9 protein-coding genes are annotated in these 18126 nt (G+C 71.3%); 5 read left to right on the forward strand and 4 right to left on the reverse strand.

Going from position 1 to position 18126, the window contains the following annotated elements:
• Together AAC944_RS28880 and AAC944_RS28885 are read left to right on the forward strand one after the other, a co-directional pair.
• Positions 1-1521 carry an NCS1 family nucleobase:cation symporter-1 gene (locus tag AAC944_RS28880; RefSeq protein ID WP_030613099.1) on the forward strand — a complete coding sequence of 507 codons (1521 nt, stop codon included), beginning with the start codon at positions 1-3 and terminating at the stop codon, positions 1519-1521.
• A 1526-nt stretch (positions 1522-3047) separates the two neighbouring features.
• Complete coding sequence (locus AAC944_RS28885) at positions 3048-4838, forward strand: BTAD domain-containing putative transcriptional regulator (RefSeq protein WP_078888491.1); 1791 nt, start codon at positions 3048-3050, stop codon at positions 4836-4838.
• Between the two features lie 41 nt (positions 4839-4879).
• Here the strand turns inward: AAC944_RS28885 and AAC944_RS28890 are convergent, their stop codons facing one another.
• Both AAC944_RS28890 and AAC944_RS28895 read right to left on the reverse strand, forming a co-directional pair.
• Positions 4880-5863, reverse strand: a complete 984-nt coding sequence (locus AAC944_RS28890; RefSeq protein WP_030613096.1) for an aldo/keto reductase — start codon at positions 5861-5863, stop codon at positions 4880-4882.
• Positions 5860-6603, reverse strand: coding sequence for a 2OG-Fe dioxygenase family protein (locus AAC944_RS28895; protein ID WP_030613093.1), 744 nt, complete (start codon positions 6601-6603; stop codon positions 5860-5862). Before AAC944_RS28895 ends, AAC944_RS28890 begins: the two co-directional genes overlap by 4 nt.
• Before the next feature lie 488 nt (positions 6604-7091).
• On the opposite strand from AAC944_RS28895, the gene AAC944_RS28900 reads away from it, so the two are divergent.
• The 3 genes from AAC944_RS28900 to leuS all read left to right on the forward strand — a co-directional run bounded on the left by AAC944_RS28900 (position 7092) and on the right by leuS (position 15324).
• Positions 7092-8207, forward strand: coding sequence for a radical SAM protein (locus AAC944_RS28900; RefSeq protein WP_051871651.1), 1116 nt, complete (start codon positions 7092-7094; stop codon positions 8205-8207).
• Positions 8204-12601: a non-ribosomal peptide synthetase gene (locus AAC944_RS28905; RefSeq protein WP_051871650.1), complete on the forward strand. Its 4398-nt coding sequence runs from the start codon at positions 8204-8206 to the stop codon at positions 12599-12601. Before AAC944_RS28900 ends, AAC944_RS28905 begins: the two co-directional genes overlap by 4 nt.
• A gap of 227 nt (positions 12602-12828) precedes the next feature.
• Positions 12829-15324, forward strand: a complete 2496-nt coding sequence (gene leuS / locus AAC944_RS28910) for a leucine--tRNA ligase (protein WP_030613084.1) — start codon at positions 12829-12831, stop codon at positions 15322-15324.
• 24 nt (positions 15325-15348) lie between these two features.
• Here the strand turns inward: leuS and AAC944_RS28915 are convergent, their stop codons facing one another.
• Positions 15349-17175 (reverse strand): non-ribosomal peptide synthetase, encoded by a 1827-nt coding sequence (locus tag AAC944_RS28915; RefSeq protein ID WP_051871649.1) that lies wholly within the window; start codon positions 17173-17175, stop codon positions 15349-15351.
• The gene (locus tag AAC944_RS28920; protein WP_030613078.1) at positions 17172-18125 is read right to left on the reverse strand and encodes a fatty acid desaturase family protein; all 954 of its coding nucleotides are present in this window, start codon (positions 18123-18125) and stop codon (positions 17172-17174) included. The genes AAC944_RS28915 and AAC944_RS28920 overlap by 4 nt, the downstream gene beginning before the upstream one ends.
• Position 18126: the final 1 nt, after the last annotated feature.

Consider the following 18126-nt stretch of genomic DNA (forward strand, 5'->3'; position numbering starts at 1 on the left):
GTGCCACCGGGCAGCCGCGACGACGGGCCGCCCGGCGCCGACGGCCGCGTCGAACTCCCGCCGGACGCGATACCCGCCGACGGCCCGTTCAGCAACGCCGACCTGCGCCCCGTGCCCGCCGCCGACCGCCACTGGACCACGTACAACTTCGCCGCGCTCTGGGTCGGCATGGCCCACAACATCCCCTCCTGGACGCTGGCCTCCGGCCTGGTGGCACTCGGCATGGACGGGAAGCAGGCGGTCCTGACCATCGCCCTCGCCAACGTCATCGTGCTGTTCCCGATGCTGCTCACGGGGCACGCCGGACCCAAGTACGGCATACCGTTCCCCGTCCTGGCCCGCGCCTCCTTCGGGCTGCGCGGGGCGAACCTCCCCGCGCTGCTGCGGGCCGCCGTGGCCTGCTGCTGGTTCGGCATCCAGACCTGGATCGGCGGCCAGGGCATCTACATCCTGCTCGGCAAGATCTTCGGTGGGGGGTGGGAGAAGGCTGCGCCTGTCGCCGGGTATCCCTGGACGCTCTGGCTCTGCTTCGCCGTCTTCTGGGCGCTCGAACTGGCCATCATCGCGCGGGGCATGGAGACCCTGCGCCGCTTCGAGAACTGGGCGGCGCCCTTCGTACTGGTCGGCGCGGTGGTCCTGCTCATCTGGATCGCCGCGAAGGCGGGCGGCCTCGGCCCGCTCCTGGACCAGCCGAGCAAGCTGGGCTGGGGCGCCGACTTCTGGCCGGTCTTCTTCCCGTCCCTCATGGGCATGATCGGCTTCTGGGCGACGCTCTCCCTGAACATCCCCGACTTCACCCGCTTCGGGGCCGGGCAGCGGGCCCAGGTCTGGGGCCAGACCCTCGGCCTGCCCACCACCATGACCGCCTTCGCGCTGCTCTCCGTCCTGGTCACCTCCGGCTCCCAGGCGGTGTACGGCGTGCCGATCTGGGATCCGGTAGCCCTCGCGGGCAAGGCCGACAACGTCTTCGGCCTGCTCTTCGCGCTGGTCACGGTCCTGATCGCGACGGTGAGCGTCAACATCGCGGCCAACGTCGTCTCCCCGGCGTACGACCTGGCCAACCTCGCCCCGCGCTTCCTCACCTTCCGCCGCGGCGCGCTGATCACCGGCGTGATCGGCGTCCTCGTCCTCCCCTGGAAGCTCACCGCCACGCCCGAGCTCTACATCTTCACCTGGCTCGGCGTGGTCGGCGGCCTCCTCGGCACCGTCGCCGGCATCCTCATCGCCGACTACTGGCTCGTCCGCCGTACCGTCCTCGACCTCGCCGCCCTCTACCGGCCCGGCGGCCGCTACTGGTACACGGCCGGCTGGAACTGGCGGGCCGTCCTCGCCTTCGCCACGGGCGGCCTGCTCGCGGTCGGCGGCTCGTACTCCGCACCGGGAAAGGGCCCGTTCCCCGCCGACGGGCTGCTCCCCTTCCTCAAGCCGCTCGCGGACTACGGCTGGGCGGTGGGCCTGGCCGCCTCGCTGGTGGTGTACGTGGCGCTGATGGCGGGGACCAGGGCTCGCGGGCGCGGGTGAACCACTCGCCCGGAGAGGCCGGCACGAAGTCAGCACCAAGTCAGTACCTGGACCTCCTTCACGACCGTCGCCACGGAGCCGGCCTGCATCCCGCAGGCCGGCTCCGTCATTGACGCCATGGGCCACGAGGGCTCCCTCCGAGCCTTCTGCGACATGCCGGACCCGAGCCGCTGCGTGAAGTTGGATTCCCCTGCTTCGTTCGTCCAGGGCCGGTGGCTGCTTTCCGAGTGCTTCGGACATCCGGTGCCGAGAGTAATGTGCCACGTACCTGTCCGATGTTTTCCCGGGTGGAAGTAATTCTTGTAGCCGTTTACTCCACCGGATTCGCGGGGTGTTACTTCCGCCCATTCGGAAACGGGAATTATTTCCCGCGACCGGCAGTGAATATCCGCTTGTACCGTTTCCCGGCCGCACCGCTCATCCCATTCGGTCACTCCGTGGCGTACCGGCGGACAGTGGCCTTCCCGCCGCCGGGCCGGTGGCATCTTTCCTGGTCGCAAAAGCTCTTCCGGCCACCGCGGCTGTGCCGCCCTGCGCGGCTCCCGGTGCGGACCCCGCCAATTCCCGGAGGCGGTGGCTCCACTGTCGCTGATCGTGTTCGGCCGGCAGCGCCGCGCTGCGACCACGGCTTCGCGTGCGGTGGTGCGGAGTCCGGGAATCCGGCCGCGACGAATGCGCTCCGCATGACGGGCTGCGGCACGAAGGGGAGAGGAGTATCGGTCACCGATTCGGACCACGGGGCGCGTTCCGTACGCCGTCGGTGCCCCGGGGAAGAGGGGCCGGGCGGTAGATTCATGCGAGGCGTTCGGCGCAGAAACCTGCGGTTTCCGGTGGAACCCGGACTCCCGGCTCCGATGACCGGCGCGCTCGGGTCTGCGCAATGGGGCCCGCCCATGAGTCGCACGGGCTTCCCGTGACAGCTCGGCGTCCGTCCGGTGACAGCCGGTTCGGTATGTGTCCGTCGCGCCGCGGGGTCGGCGGCCTCGTCCTGGGGGCCGCCGCCTCCGGCAGGGCGACGGCAGACCGGATGACTCGGCCCAGGTGTGTGCGTATGTGCCAGGTGACCCGGCAGGTCGAAAACGGTTCGGTGTCCGGAATATCGGGGCAACTCCGAAACCCTACGCGCGGGTCGGTATTGGCGAACCGAGTGGGCCCGGACGGCATGCATTGAGTTCACCGGTGGAAAACCGGTGCCGGCCCAGCGATTTCGTGTGGTCGTCCAAGTTCGGTGTTCTCCCTCGCTGGGCCGGTGGTGCATGGGTACCGGTCGGGGCGGCTTCGTATGCAAGGAATTAAACCTTCCGCCGGGGCCCCCGATTCACGTGTCGCTGTGCTAGCTTGAGGCTTGACCAGTCCTTGACCAGCGCATGCCCGGTGCCATTCTTCGGATCCGGAGCCGGCCGACCACGGCTTCGCGAAATCGAACTCACGGGGCATGTGCTTAGCGCGTCGATTCTACGGGGTGTTTATGCGATGTTTACATTGGGCATCTTCGCGTTTACAGGACATAGGCGCCAGGGGGCTCGATGTTCGGTAACGAGGCGCCCTGGGAGCTCGCTGAACTCATTCATCAATTGAGACGGAACGCTGGTCTCACCCAGCGGGAAATGGCGGAGCGCGCCAAGATCAGCGTGGCCGGCCTCCGCGACCTGGAGCAACGGCGGGTGACGCGGCCGAGGGTCAGCACGCTCCGCCGTATCGCGGCGGCCTTGGAGCTGTCCCCGGCCGAGACGCACGAGCTCGTGCGCGTCGGGTCACTGGGGCCGATGCTCGCCCACGACCTGTGTCTCCGTGTGCTCGGGCCGCAGTCGATCTCGGTCGACGGCGAGCCGGTCAATCTCGGTTCGGAACGGCAGCGCACGATGCTCGCGCTGCTCGCGATCTCACCCGGCGTCCCGATCAGCCTGGATTCCCTGATCGACGCCGCCTGGGGCGAGGGGCCGGTCCCCAAGGTGGACCTGGTCCGTTCGCAGATGTCGCGGCTGCGTCGGCGGATCCAGCCCAGGGACCGGAAGGAACCGGTGCTGGTCTCGATGAACGGTGGGTACGCACTGCAGGTGGACGACGGCCAGCTCGATCTGCTGGTCTTCCGCCGGCTGGTGGCCTCCGCCCGGCGCGACTGCGAGGCGGGCCGGACCGAGGCCGCGGTGATCACCTATCGGCAGGCCATGGGCCTGTTGCGGGACAAGCCGCTCGCGGACCTGCCCGGGGTGCAGGAGCTGCCCATGATGGCGGGGCTCCGGCGCGAGCTGGAGACGGCGCTGCTGGAGTACGCCGACTCCGCGGCCGGCATCGGCCGGCACGAGGAGGTGCTCACTCCGCTGTACCGCTTCGCGGAGTCCAACCCCCTGCACGAGTCCGTGCACGCCCGGCTGATGACCGCACTGGCGGGCTCCGGCCAGCCCGCCGTCGCGCTGGAGCTGTTCGAGACGCTGCGCAACCAGCTGGCCGACGAACTGGGCGTAGACCCGGGGGAGTTGGTGCGCGAGACGCATCAGGCCATCCTGCGTGGTGTGCCCGCGCGGGCGCAGTTGGTGTCGGTGCCGCCGTTGCAGGCGAGCGTGGACCCGTCGCAGCCGGTTCCGACCCAGCTTCCGGCCGACGTCAACGGCTTCTCCGGCCGGAGCGAGGAGCTTGCCCACCTCGACGCGATCTGGGAGCAGGGCCAGGCCCAGCCGGCAGTGGTGATCGCGACCCTGCCGGGCAGGCCGGGGGTCGGCAAGTCCAGCCTCGCGGTGCACTGGGCGCACCGCGTCGCCGAGAAGTTCCCCGACGGGCAGCTCTACGCCGAATTGGGCGACTCCCGCCCGGGCGACGTGGTGCGCGACTTCCTGCTCGCGCTGGGGGTCGGGCCCGGACAAGTGCCGGACAGCCTGGTCAGCCGGTCGGCGCTGTTGCGCAGCCTGCTGACCGGCAAGCGCGTGCTGATGGTACTCGACAACGCTGTCAGCACCGACCAGGTGCGTCCGCTGCTGCCCGGTTCGCGCGGTTGCGCGGCGCTGGTGACCAGCCGCGACCCGCTCTGCGGGCTGGTCGCCTCGGAAGGGGCCCGGCCGCTCATCGTGGACACACTGCCGGAGGCCGACTCGCTGACCTTGCTTCAGCGCCGGTTGGGCGCGGCCCGCGCCATGGCCGAGCCGGGTGCCATGCGCGAGATCCTGGCCCTGTGCGAAGGGCTGCCCGCGGCGCTGGCCGCGGTGGCGACCCGGGCGCTCACCGATCCTCGGCTGTCGCTGTCGGTCCTGGCCAAGGAATTGCGCGAGGGGTACCTGCCGACCATGTGGGAGGCCGACAGCCCCTTACGGCACATCTCGTGAGCACCGCTTGAGCCGGCCGTCACCGGGCCCAGGCGCCGAGGTTACGTGCGGGAAGTGCGGGGGACGGCGTAGGAGAACCTGTCCCCCGCCCACGCCGAGCGGGACACGACGGCGTCGAGCCGTTCGAGGACCTCGGGGGACAGGGTCACGTCCGCCGCGGCGACGTTCTCCGCGAGCCTGACCGGGCTGCGTGTACCAGGGATGGCTGCTACGTCGTCACCCTGTGCCAGCAGCCAGGCGAGAGCCAGCTGTCCCGGGGTGATGCCGAGTTCCTCACTCAGCTTCGCCAGCTCGGCGAGGCTTGCGTTGTTGGTCGCCAACGCGTCGCCCTGGAAACGCTGGTCGGGAAGGCGGTCGTCGTCGGTGCCCAGCTCCTCCAGCTTGAGCTTGCCGGTGAGGTAGCCCCGGCCGAGCGGGCTGAAGCCGACGATGCCGATGCCGAGCCGCCGTGCGAGAGGCACCACATCGTCCTCCAGCTCCCGCCAGAACAGCGACCACTCGTACTGGATGGCACTGATCGGGGCCGCGGCCGCGGCCCGCTCCAGCTCCTCCGGGCTGCTCTCGGAGAGACCGAGGTAGCGCACCTTGCCTTCGGCCACCAGCTCGGCCATGGCTCCGACGCTCTCCTCCACCGGCACCGTCGGGTCGACCCGGTGCAGGTAGTACAGGTCGATGCAGTCGGTGCCCAGGCGCGCGAGCGAGTCCTCGCAGAAGGTGCGGATCCGGTCCGGACGGGCGTCGAGGCTGGGCGGGTCCCCTTGCTTCTCCCGCCAGATGCCGAATTTCGTGGCCAGTACGACCTGATCACGCCTGCCGGCAACGGCGCGGCCGACGAGCTCCTCGTTGTGCCCGGCGCCGTAGCTCATCGAGGTGTCGATGAGCGTCACCCCGAGGTCGACCGCCTGCTGGATGGTGCGTACGGACTCACTGTCGTCGGCGGGCCCGTAATCCTGCGACATGCCCATGCAGCCCAGGCCGATGGCCGAGGCGGTGAGGCCGTGGCTGCCCAGGGCGCGGGTGATCATGACAGCCTCCCGGGCAGCGCACAGTAGTTGAGCACGAGGACGTCACGGTGTCCCACCTGACCCGGGTCGACCGCTTCGATCGGCGTGACCTGGTGATAGGTGCGCTGGTCGTCCCCGAGCAGCAGGTCACCGGGCTCGGACAGGGTGACGGTGCGCAGCAGGTTCTGCTTCTCGTCGTACGTGGTGCTCTCACCACCGGTGACGTTGAGCCGGTCGATCAGCAGCGAGCCGACGAAGGTGACACCGTCGCGGTGGCGGCCCTCGGGTGCGGGCCGGCCTATCTTCTCGCCGGCGATGATGCGCACCGGATGCAGCTTGATCAGCCACCGGCGGGTGTCGTCGACCTCGGTGAAGATCCGGCCGAGCGAGGTCAGCAGACGGGGCAGCAGCGGGTCGCTGGTGAAGGCGTCGGTGAGCGGCTCGTACACCCGGTCGACGCCACCGTTGAGGTGGTTGAAGAACTTCTCCTGCCGGTACGGTTCGTGCGGCAGGAGAGTGAGCTCTTCGGTGCTCGGGCTGTATTCGTACTGGCCGTAGCGGCGGTAGCGATAGGTACCCCCGTCCGCCATGAACGTGTCGATCTTGAGGTCGTCCCAGTTCCTGGCGAACCGCCGCCAGTCCTCGACGGTGGCACCGATGATCTCCGACAGTTCCCGGGAAGCCACCAGGTGCTCGCCGGTCCCGGACAGTGCGTCCGCGACGGTACGTGCGGGGCTGCTCAGAGTGGTGTTGCCTGACATAGCGGTCCTTTCCAAGTCGAGCCGCTGCTCTGCCGAGGACGCTCGAACGCGTTCCTCGGTCACCCATAGTGGTCCGGCGTCCCGACGGCCGGCGAACACCTCTTGCGGTGAGCGCGGCACCGGGCACGCTGGTCAACCGCGCCGCGACGGCGCTGCGGCGGATGCGCTACGGAGCTCGGGCACGAGACCGGCCGGTGGGTGATCCGCTGCCCCGGGTCCCGTAGGAAAACCGCAGTGAGCCCTGTTTCGCCGCGTGATCCCGCGCGTCACCAGGGCGGCTCGCGGGGCGGACCCGGCCGTCGCGCGCCCGCGCGCGACCCGTTCCCCCACCACGATGGAACCTCTGATCCGACCGCAGCGGGGAGAACCATGACCGACCGGGGTGCGAAGGCGCACCCCCGCGGAAGGCGGACCGGATGCACACCGCCGTGTGGCGGTCACCGCCCCGACCCCGTGGGCAAGCCCTGATTGCGAGGAGGCAGCACGTCATGGCCGGAGCGACCAACGGAGTGTTCCACGAGAAGACCTCGCCGTTCCTGCGCGAGAAGCTGGCCGGGACCCCGGCCGACTTCCTGCGGCGGCAGTACCTCGTGGACCCGGCCGAGCCGTCGAGCAAGCCCTTGGAGGTCGACCGGCACTACCACTCCGAGGTCGAGGCGCTCTTCGAGGGCAGGGTGCTGCGCGGGGTGGAGAAGCTGTACCGGCGTACCGTGCTGGTCGAGCCGACGAGCGTGTGTGCGGCGCACTGCCGCTGGTGCATCCGCGGCCAGTACGACACCTTCACCCTGCGCGAGGACGAACTCGAACTGATAGCCCGGTACTGCGGGACGGCGCCGGAGAACGCGGAGGTACGCGAGGTCCTCGTCACCGGCGGTGACCCGCTGATGCTGGTCAAACAGCTCGACTTCCTGCTGGACGCGCTGGAGCGGCACGCGCCCAACGTGGAGATGGTGCGCATCGGCACCCGGGTCCCGCTGCAGGACCCGCGCCGCGTGGACGACCGGATGGTCCGTGCCCTGCGGCCCAGATCGACGTTCCGGATCGAGATCGCCACCCACGTCAATCATCCGGGTGAGCTCTTTCCCGAGGTGCGGGAGGCCTACCAGCGGCTCTTCGAGGCCGGGGTGACCGTCTACGACCAGACCGTGCTGCTGCGGGGCGTCAACGACGACCTGGGAACCCTGGTCGACCTGGTCGAGGAGCTCCGCGGGCTGCGCATCGAGATGCACTACCTGTTCCACTGCGTACCGCTCCGCGGCATGGACCACCACCGCACCACGCTGGACGAGGGACTGCGGCTGGCCCGCAGGCTCACCTCGTCCGGACTGACGTCGGGCCGGGCGAAGCCGATGTTCACCGTGATGACCGACATCGGCAAGATCACGCTGTACGAGGGCACCATCCTGGACCGGGACGAGAACGGCCGGGTGCTGCTGGCGTCCGGCTACTCCTACGAGGACCGCCTCAAGTGGACCCCCAGCTGGCAGCTGCCGGGCAGTGCGCACGTCGGCGACGACGGCCTGCTCCGGGTCTGGTACCTGGACAGCACGGCTGACGCCGCACCGCTCGCGGTCGCCGCGGGGGCCGACGAGGGGAGCAGGTGAGCGCCGTGGGCCGGCTCATCCAGCGCCGCGCCACGTCCGGCGGGCCCGTGCCGCTGTCGTTCGCCCAGGACGGCATCTGGATCGCCGACCAGCTGCGCCCCGGCGAGCCCACCTACACCACGCCGATGGCGGTGCGGTTGCGCGGGCCGCTCCGCCGGGCCGCACTGACCGGGGCCATCGACGACATCGTGGCGCGGCACGAGGTGTTGCGCACCACCATCCACGCCCCCGAGGGCAGGCCGTTGCAGTACGTCCGGGCGGCCGGGGCACCGGCGGTGGCCACCACGGACCTCACCGGGGCGGCGCCGGCGGAACGGTACCCGGCCGCCCTGGCGGACGCCACGGAGCGGGCCACGCAGTACATCGACCCCGCCGGGCCGATGGGCCGGTTCCACCTGTACCGGCTCGCCGACGACGACCACCTGCTGTTCCTGGCGGTGCATCACCTGGTCTGGGACGGCTGGTCCATCAGTGTCTTCTTCCGGGACCTCTCGGAGTGCTACCGGGCACGGGTCGCCGGCGGCAGGCCGGACCTGCCCGTGCTGCCGGTCCAGTACGCGGACTACACCCTGTGGCAGCGCGACCGGTTCACCGCCGGCGGCAGCGCGTCCGCCGATCTCGACCACTGGCGTGCGGAGCTGTCGGGCGACCTGGCGCCGTTCGAGCTGCCCCGGGTCCTGCCGGCCGGGGGCGACCGGGGCCACGCGGGCGGTGTGACGCAACTCCTCGTATTCGAGCCTGAGTTGCGCTCGGTCCGGGCGTTCGCCCGCGCCGAGCGGGTGTCGCTCTTCATGATGCTCAAAACGGCGCTGCACGCGGTGCTGCACCGGCTCACCGGTGTGCCGAAGGTGGCCACCGTGTTCCCGTCGGCCAACCGGGACGCGGCCGAGCTGGAGAACCTCATCGGGCTGTTCGTCAATCAGCTCGTGCTGCGTACCGACTGCGCGGACGATCCGTCCTTCCGCGCGTTGCTGCATCAGGTACGGGCGAAGGCGCTGCGCGCGTTCCGCCACGCCGGGCTGCCGTTCGAGTGGCTGGTGCGCGAACTCGGTATCGACCGTGATGCCGGCCGCAACCCGCTGGACCAGGTGCGGCTCGGCTTCCAGAACGCCACCGATGCGTCGCTGCTGGACCTGCCGGGGGTGCACGGCGAAGTCGTCGAGCTGCACAGTGGGGCCGCCAAGGAGAAGCTCGACCTGGTGGCGTGGGAGCAACCGGCCGGGCTGGAACTGGTCGCGGCCTACAACACCGGCGTGTTCGACGAACTCGCGGCGAACCGGCTGCTGCGCAGGCTGGCACAGGTCATGTCGGCGGCCTGCGCCGACCCCGAACGGCCGCTCTCCGAGCTGCCGTTGCTGGTGGACGGCGAGCAGGCGGAGCTGACACGGGCAGCGGGGACCGCGCCGGGCGACGAGCCGGCGGGCACGGTGCATGAGCTGCTCGCCGATCGGATCGCCCGCGTGCCCGAGGCGACCGCGTTGGTGTGCGGCGCCGAATCGGTGTCCTACCGGGAGCTGGGGGAGCGGGCGGACCTGCTCGCCCGGGTACTGCGTGATCAGGGCGTGCGCCGCGGTGACGCGGTCGGCGTGTATCTCGGCCGCTCGATCGACTTCGCGATCGTCGCGCTGGCCGTGTTCCGGGCGGGCGGGTACTACGTACCGCTGGACCCCGATGTGCCGCTCGCCCGCACCGAGTTCCTGCTGGCCGATACCGCGCCCGCAGCGGTGGTCACCTCCGCCGGGCTCGCACCGGCCCTGCCGCCGACGGCCGGGCCCGTGGTGCCGCTGGAGCCCGGCTGGCACGCACGGCTGAAGGATCCCGGTGGGGAACCCGCCGGGCACGGGTCCGGCGCGGACTACGCCTACGTCATGTACACATCCGGATCCACCGGCCGGCCCAAGGCGGCCACCATTCCGCACCGGAGCGTCGTGGACGTGGTCCGCCACCAGCAGAGCATCCTGCCGCTCGGCGTCGGCGACCGGGTGCAGCACCGGGCGCCGCTGACGTTCGACGTCTCCGTCATGGAGCTGTTCTGGCCACTGTGCTCCGGCGCCACGGTGGTCGTCGTGCCACCGGACGCGGTCGCGGACGTGCGGGCCCTGGCCCGGCTCGCCGAGGCGCAGCAGGTGACCGCGATGTTCCTGGTGCCCTCGCTGGTCCGCGCGTTCCTGGCCGCCGGCCCGCCGGCGCTGCCGCACTTGCGGGCACTGTTCTGCACCGGCGAAGCGCTCACCCCGGAGCTGATCCGACGGGTGCGGGAGTTCGCGCCGGACGTCACCCTGGTCAACATCTACGGTGCGACCGAGGCGTCGATCTACGCCACCACCTGGTCCCTCCCACCGGAGGAGGACGTGCCGGCCGAGGTGCCGGTCGGCGTGCCCAGGCCCGGGGTACGCGGCCACGTCCTCGACGCCGCGCTGCGGCCGCTGCCGGCGGGCAGCCGGGGCGAGCTGTACCAGGGCGGGAACGCAGTCACCCCGGAGTGCGGCTACCCCGGTAGGCCCGCCCTGACCGCGGAGCGGTTCGTACCCGACCCGTTCAGCACCGTGCCCGGGGCACGCCTGTACCGCACCGGGGATCTCGTGCGGAGGTGCCGGGACGGCAGCCTGTACTACGCGGGCCGGGCGGACCGGCAGCTCAAGCGGGACGGTGTGCGCATCGAGCCCGGCGAGATCCAGGCGGTGCTGGAGAGCCATCCGGACGTGGCGCAGGCCCATGTCACCGAGCACGCCGAAGCGGATCTCCGCCACCTCGTCGCCTACGTCGTGCCACTGCCCGGGGCGCGGGTGGACGTGGCGGCGGTGCGGAGCGCGGCAGCCGCGGCGCTGCCCCGGCAGCTGGTGCCGTCCCGGTACGTGTGCCTGCCCGCTCTCCCCCTGACGGAGAACGGCAAGGTCGACACTCGGGCGCTGCCGCCGCCGGTGGCCCCGGCACCGGAGCGGGCGGGGCGGCGCGTACCGCCACGCACCGGTGCGGAGCGGACCGTCACCGGCTGCGTCGCCGAACTGCTCGGCCTGGAACGGGTGTGGGCCGACGACGACTTCTTCCACCTGGGCGGAACGTCGTTGCGCGCCGCCGAGCTGGCCTATCGGCTGGGCCGGGAGTTCGGCACCGGGGCGGACGTACGCGCCGTGTTCGAAGCGCGGTCGATGGCCGAGCTGGCCGAGCGCGTGGCCGGTGCCACCGAGCACGGCACCGGCGGGCGTGAGTTGCCGCTCGCCGCCGATGCCCGGCTCGATCCGGCGATCACCGTGGACGGTACGGAACCGGTCGTCCCGGAGCGTGTCGCCGACCCGCGGCACGTGCTGCTCACCGGCGCCACCGGCTTCGTGGGCGCTTTCCTGCTGCGCGAGCTGCTGGACCGTACGCGCGCGCACGTGTACTGCCTGGTCCGGGCGGCTGACGACGCGGTGGCCACGCAGCGCGTCGAGGACGTACTGCGGTCGTTCCGGCTGTGGGACGACACGGTGCCCGCACGGACGACCGTCCTCGCGGGGGACCTGGGTCTCCCGCTGCTCGGCCTCGGCGAGGAGCGGTTCGCCGGCCTGGCGGTCACGCTGGACACCATTCACCACAACGGCGCGCGGGTGAACCACCTGGAGTCCTACGGCCGGTTGCGGTCACCGAACGTGTCCGGCACGCAGGAGATCCTGCGCCTGGCCACCACCCGGCGGCTGAAGCCGGTGCACTTCGTGTCCACGACCGGCCTGGCCTACGGCACCGGCGACAACCCGCCGGTGCTGGCCGAGGACCGGCGGGTGCCGCCGGCCGAAGTGCTGCCCAACGGTTATGTGGCCAGCAAGTGGGTGGCCGAGGAACTGGTCCGTGCCGCCGGCGAGCGCGGCGTACCGGTCGTCACGTACCGTCCGGGCCGGGTGAGCGGCCACTCCGGCACCGGTGCCGCGGGCACGGACGACGCGTTCTGGAACCTCGTGCGTGCGATGTGCCGCATCGGTGCGGCCCCCGATGTCGAGCTCGCCGCCGACCTGGTGCCGGTCGACCACGTGGCGGGCGCGATCGTTCACCTCTCGCGCCGGTCCGGCTCCCTCGGCACCACGTTCCACCTGACGAACCCGCGGCCGGTACCGGTCGGCCTGGTCGTCGACCGGCTGCGGGCGACGGGCCACCCGCTGGCGCTGCTCCCGGCCGCGCAGTGGCAGGACCGGTTGTCCTCGGCAGCCGCCGGGGACCCCTCGCTGAGCCTGGTCGCCGCGCAGACCGAGGTCTCCGGCGCGCTCGGCACCGTCGTGTTCGCCCGGGACAACACCGAGCGCGCACTGGCGGGCGCCGCCGTGCCGGCCGCCGAAGTCGACGTACAACTGCTGGACCGGTACCTGGAGTACTTCCTCCGGACCGGATTTCTCCCGGCTCCGCCGGCGCGAGAGCGAAGGTGACCGATGCCCTGCCGTGGATTTCCGGCCACCGCGGTTCCAGGCCGCCCGGCACGGTGGTGTCCGTGTCGCGGGTCCCCAACTGTGCATGGGGGTGGAGGGTATTGGACTAGGAGCATTCCTGTGAGTAGCGTGCTTTCCTATGCTGCCGGGCCCAGGTCGGGACACATTCCGCTTCGCAGCCGCTTGTCATTCCCTGTCCGTACACACATTCAGCGATGAGGTAGAAAGTGCCCGCGCAAGAGACGATCAGCCACGACGGGTACGACCCGCACTCCGTGATCGACAAGTGGATCCGGGTGTGGGAGGAGCGCCGGGTGTTCGAGGCACAGGGCCTCACCGCTGACGAGGACGGCGAGCGGCTCCGCTCCTTCCTCGTCAGCATGTACCCGTACCCCTCCGGTGACCTGCACATGGGCCATGCCGAGGTGTACTCGATCAGCGACGCCTCGGCCCGGTTCGCCCGGCTGTGCGGCGACAACGTCCTGAACCCGATCGGCTGGGACTCCTTCGGTCTGCCGGCGGAGAACGCCGCCCTCAGGCGCAACCTGGATCCCCGGGACTGGACCTACGGCAATATCGACGTCCAGGCCGAGTCGTTCCGTCGTATCGGGGTCTCCTTCGACTGGCGCACCCGGCTGCACACGTCGGACCCCGAGTACTATCGCTGGAACCAGTGGCTGTTCCTCCGCCTGTTCGAGAAGGGGCTCGCCTACCGCAAGTCCGCGGGGGTCAACTGGTGCCCGGTGGACAAGACCGTGCTCGCCAACGAGCAGGTCCTCCAGGGGAAGTGCGAACGGTGCGGCACGGACGTCGAGCCCCGTGAGCTCACGCAGTGGTTCTTCCGCACCACGGACTACGCGCAGCGGCTGCTCGACGACATGGCCGAGCTGGAGGGCAAGTGGCCGGACGAGATCCTGGCCATGCAGCGCAACTGGATCGGCCGCTCCGAGGGGGCGTACATCGACTTCGCGGTCGAGGGCCGGGACGAGCCCGTACGGGTGTTCAGCACCCGGCCCGACACCCTGTACGGCGCCACGTTCTTCGTGGTGGCCGCCGACTCCCCGCTGGCGGCGGAGGTGTGCGCTCCGGAGCAGCGGGCCGAGTTCGACGAGTACCTGCAGAAGGTGCGCGCCCGGAGTGATGTCGAGCGGCTGGCCACGGACCGGCCCAAGACCGGCGTCGCACTGAACCGCTGTGCGGTGAACCCCCTCAACGGGGAGAAGCTCCCGATCTACGCCGCCGACTACGTGCTCGCCGGCTACGGCACCGGCGCGGTCATGGCGGTGCCCGCCCATGACCAGCGTGATCTGGACTTCGCCAAGGTGATGGGCCTCCCCGTGCGGGTGGTCCTGGACACCGGCGAGCCGGACCCCGCCGAGACCGGAGTGGCCACCACCGGGGACGGCACGCTGGTCAACTCCGGTGCGTTCGACGGCCTCGGCAAGCAGGAGGCGATCGCCGCCGTCACCGCCGAGCTGGCCGAGCGCGGTGCCGGCGAGGCGGCGGTGAACTACCGGCTGCGCGACTGGCTGCTGTCCCGGCAGCGGTACTGGGGCACGCCGATCCCGATCGTCCACTGCTCCTCCTGCGGTGAGGTGCCGGTCCCCGACGACCAGCTGCCCGTACGCCTGCCGGAGAGCGGGTACGAGCTCCGCCCGGAGAGCGGGGTGTCGCCGCTGGCGAGCGCCGTCGAGTGGGCCCGGGTGCCCTGCCCCCGCTGTGGTGCGGAGGCCGAGCGGGACACCGACACGATGGACACCTTCGTCGACTCGTCCTGGTACTTCCTGCGCTACCCGAACCCGGACTACGCCGACGGCCCGTTCGACCCGGAGGGCGTGCGGCGGTGGCTGCCGGTCGACGAGTACGTCGGCGGCAAGGAGCACGCCACCGGGCACCTGATGTACGCCCGGTTCATCACCAAGGTCCTCTACGACCTGGGCATGGTCGACTTCGTCGAACCCTTCACCCGGCTGACCAACCAGGGCCAGGTGATCATGGATGGCAAGGCGATGAGCAAGAGCCTGGGCAACCTGGTCAACCTCCAGGACCAGATCGCCCGGTACGGTCCTGACGCCGTCCGGGTCACCATGGTGTTCGCGGGCCCGCCCGAGGACGACATCGACTGGGCGGACGTGTCCCCGACCGGCTCGGTGAAGTGGCTCGCGCGGGTGTGGCGGCTCTGCGGCGACGTCGCGCCGGAGAGCCGGGGCACGGCCGACGAGGGCGACCTGGAGGTGCGCCGGCGGGTGCACCGGCTGGTGGCCGAGACCACGGGGCTGATGGAGCGTAAGCGCTTCAACGTGGCCGTCGCCCGGCTGATGGAGCTGACCAGCGCGCTGCGCAAGGCCGTCGACACCGGGCCCGGGCCGGCCGACCCCGCCGTACGCGAGGGTGCCGAGGCTCTGGCCAGGATGCTGTCCTGCTTCGCGCCGTTCACCGCGGAGGAGGCGTGGGAGCGACTCGGCGGCACGGCCTCGGTGATCGAGCACGGCTGGCCGGAGGCCGACCCCGCGCTGGCCGCGGACGAGAAGGTGACCTGCGTGGTGCAGGTGGCGGGCAAGGTCCGCGACCGCCTGGAGGTCGCCCCCTCGATCGGCGAGGACGAGCTGCGCTCCCTGGCCCTGGCCTCGGAGAAGGTCGTGGAGGCGCTGGGGGGCGCCGAGGTCACCCGTGTGATCGTCCGCCCGCCCGGGCTGGTCAACGTCGTACCGCGCAAGAGCTGACCGGCCGGCCCGGCCCGCACCACCTCAGGCATCCCCCAGTTCGGCGAGGAGCTTCTCGACCTCCTCGTCGGACATCGCCGCCACCTGGCGGTGCCGGGCCATGACGTCGGCGAGGTGCCCGGGGGCGGGTTCCCGCGCACGCACCTCCCGGGCCAGGGCGGCGATCGTGGCGGCGCCGAACGTGGTCTGAAGAGGCAGGTCCACGCCGAACAGGTCGCTCAGGCGGACGGTCAGCCGGCTCGCCAGGAGGGAGTGGCCGCCCAGGGCGTAGAAGTCGTCGTGGACGTGCGCCGGGCGGTCGGGCAGCTCCAGTACGTCGTACCAGGTTTCGGCGATCAGCTCCTCCAGCGCGTCCCTGGGACCGACGACGGTGTCCGGCGCCGGCGGCAGCGGGTCGGGAAGGGCGTCCCGGTCGATCTTGCCGTTGACGGTCAGCGGCAGCTCATCGAGTACGCGGACGAGCGCGGGCACCATGTGCTCGGGCAACCGTGCCGCGGCATGTCTCAGTACTGCCTCCGCCAGTCCGTGGCCGTCCCCGGCGCGCGGCACCACGTACCCGAGCAGGCGGCCGGACCGGACGACGACCGCGGCCCGCGCCACCTCGGGGTGCTCGGACAGCACCGCTGTGACTTCGGCGGGCTCGACACGGAAGCCACGGACCTGCACCTGGTCATCGGTCCGGCCGTGGAAGCACAGGGCGCCGTCCGGCAGCCTGGCGGCCAGGTCACCGGTGCGGTAGCGGCGGCTGCCCGGCGGCCCCGACGGGTCGGGCAGGAACCGCTCGGCCGTCAGGCCGGGGCGGCCCAGGTAGCCGCGGGCGATCCCGGCCCCGCCGACGTACAGCTCGCCGCGCGCCCCGTCGGCGACCGGCTGCGCGTCCTCGTCGAGCAGCTGCACCCGGACCCCCGTGACCGGCTTGCCGATGGGCGGCACGCCGGGTGCCCCCGCCGGTACGGTGGCCGCCGTGGTGACGACGCTGGCTTCGGTCGGCCCGTAGTGGTTGACCAGGGCGTACGGAGTGCCGGGAGCAGGGGCGGCGGTGAGCGCGTCCCCACCGGTGAGCACCGTGCGCAGCCGCGAGGACGGGGCGGGCAGCCGGAGCACTTCCTGCGCCAGCGGCGTGGGCAGGAACGTCACGGTGATCCCCTCTGCTGCCAGCCACGCGAGCAGCCGGTCCGGCCGCGACCGGTCCTCCTCGTCCGGCAGGTGCAGCAGAGCGCCCGAGGAGAGGGTGGGCCACACCTCCCATACCGAGGCGTCGAAGCCGAGTGCCGCGACGTGCGCGGTGTGCTCGCCCGGTCCGAGTCCGTAACGGCGCACGTGCCACGCGACGAGGTTGGCCAGACCGGAGTGCGGCACCATGACGCCCTTGGGAGTCCCGGTCGAGCCCGAGGTGTGAATGACGTAGGCCAGGTTGTCCGGCAGTACCGGCACGTGCGGTGCGTGCACCGGCCGGGCGGCGACGGCCGCCGCGTCGCGGGTCAGGTCCAGGAGCGCCGATCCGGCCGGGGCCGGCACCGGCGCCGGTCCCTGGGTGACCAGGACCGCCGGCGCGGCGTCCGCCAGTACGTGCTCGATCCGGCCGGGCGGCTGGGCCGGGTCCACCGGGACGTACGCCCCGCCTGCCTTGAGCACGGCGAGCTGCACGACGATCGACTCGGCGGACCGGTGCAGGTGGACGGCGACCCGCGACTCCGGCCCGACGCCGAGACCGGCCAGGTGGTGCGCCAGCTGGTTGGCGCGCTCCTCCAGCTCCCGGTAGCGCAGCACTCCGGCGCCGCTCGCGACCGCGGGGGCCTCGGGCCGGGCGGCCGCGCGCGCCGCGATCCGATGGTGGACGAGGGCGGTCACCGGGTGCTCCCGGCCTCGCGGCGGTGCAGCAGCGGACGGCTGCGGTGCAGGAAGCCCAGCATGGCGGGCACGGGACTGATGATCCGGGGCGGGGAGTCCAGGCCGTCGAGGCGCCGTTCGCGTACGTCCGGCAGCTGCGACCAGTGGCTGGCCGGGCTGAGGTGGTGTTCTTGGTGGTAACCGTCGTTGAACGCGATGAGGTTGTAGAACCTGCCGTAGTAACTGACCGAGTCGGCAGTCCGGTCGGAGGGGTCGGCACCGTAGTGCCGGTAGTAGTTCTGGACGTTGACGAGTACCAGCGCGACGAAGAAGGCCGGCAGGTAGACCAGCAGCGTCCACTGCCAGGAGATCCAGGCGAGCCCGGCGAGCGCCAGGCAGTGCGCGGCGCGGTCGGCCTGTATCTGACGGAGTTCGCGGGTGCGTCTCGGCTCCCGGTTGTGCGCGAGCGAGAGCAGCTTCCGCTCGCGCGGCCCGACCCGCCACAGCCGGTGCACCATCAGCACTTCTCTGCCCCGGTCCGCGAACGTCTCCAGCGCGCCGAGGACGATGTAGCGGAGCAGTGGGGCGTGTTCACCGTCCCGGCCGTCGCGGTAGGTCGACGATGTGTCTCGGGTGGTGCCGTCCTCGCCGATCGGGTCGTTGTTGAAGCGGTGGTGGTTCCGCACATGCGTCAGGTGGTACGCCTGCACGGACTGCCCGATGTTGACGGAGTTCAGCAGTGACCCCACCGCGTTCAGCCGGGCGGACGTGAACCACGGGACATGGGTGAACAGATGGGAGACCACGATGATGTTGTACGCGGTCAGCACCGCGACGAGCACCCCGCCGCCCACCCCGGCCCATACCGGGGACGAGTCCCACAGTGTCGCCGCCCGGACGGTCAGCACCGGCTGCGCAATGCTGTAGCCGAGCAGTAAGGCGTCCTTGGGCGTGTGCTTCCAGATCCGCACG

It is taken from the genome of Streptomyces sclerotialus (assembly GCF_040907265.1).
In the GTDB taxonomy this organism is placed as follows: Bacteria; Actinomycetota; Actinomycetes; order Streptomycetales; family Streptomycetaceae; genus Streptomyces; species Streptomyces sclerotialus.

What these genes read in the sequence shown, in the direction of transcription:
- AAC944_RS28885 (WP_078888491.1), top strand. Translation starts at nt 3,048, where the DNA reads ATGTTCGGTAACGAGGCGCCCTGGGAGCTCGCTGAACTCATTCATCAA.
- AAC944_RS28900 (WP_051871651.1), top strand. Translation starts at nt 7,092, where the DNA reads ATGGCCGGAGCGACCAACGGAGTGTTCCACGAGAAGACCTCGCCGTTC.
- AAC944_RS28890 (WP_030613096.1), bottom strand. Translation starts at nt 5,863, where the DNA reads ATGATCACCCGCGCCCTGGGCAGCCACGGCCTCACCGCCTCGGCCATC.
- AAC944_RS28895 (WP_030613093.1), bottom strand. Translation starts at nt 6,603, where the DNA reads ATGTCAGGCAACACCACTCTGAGCAGCCCCGCACGTACCGTCGCGGAC.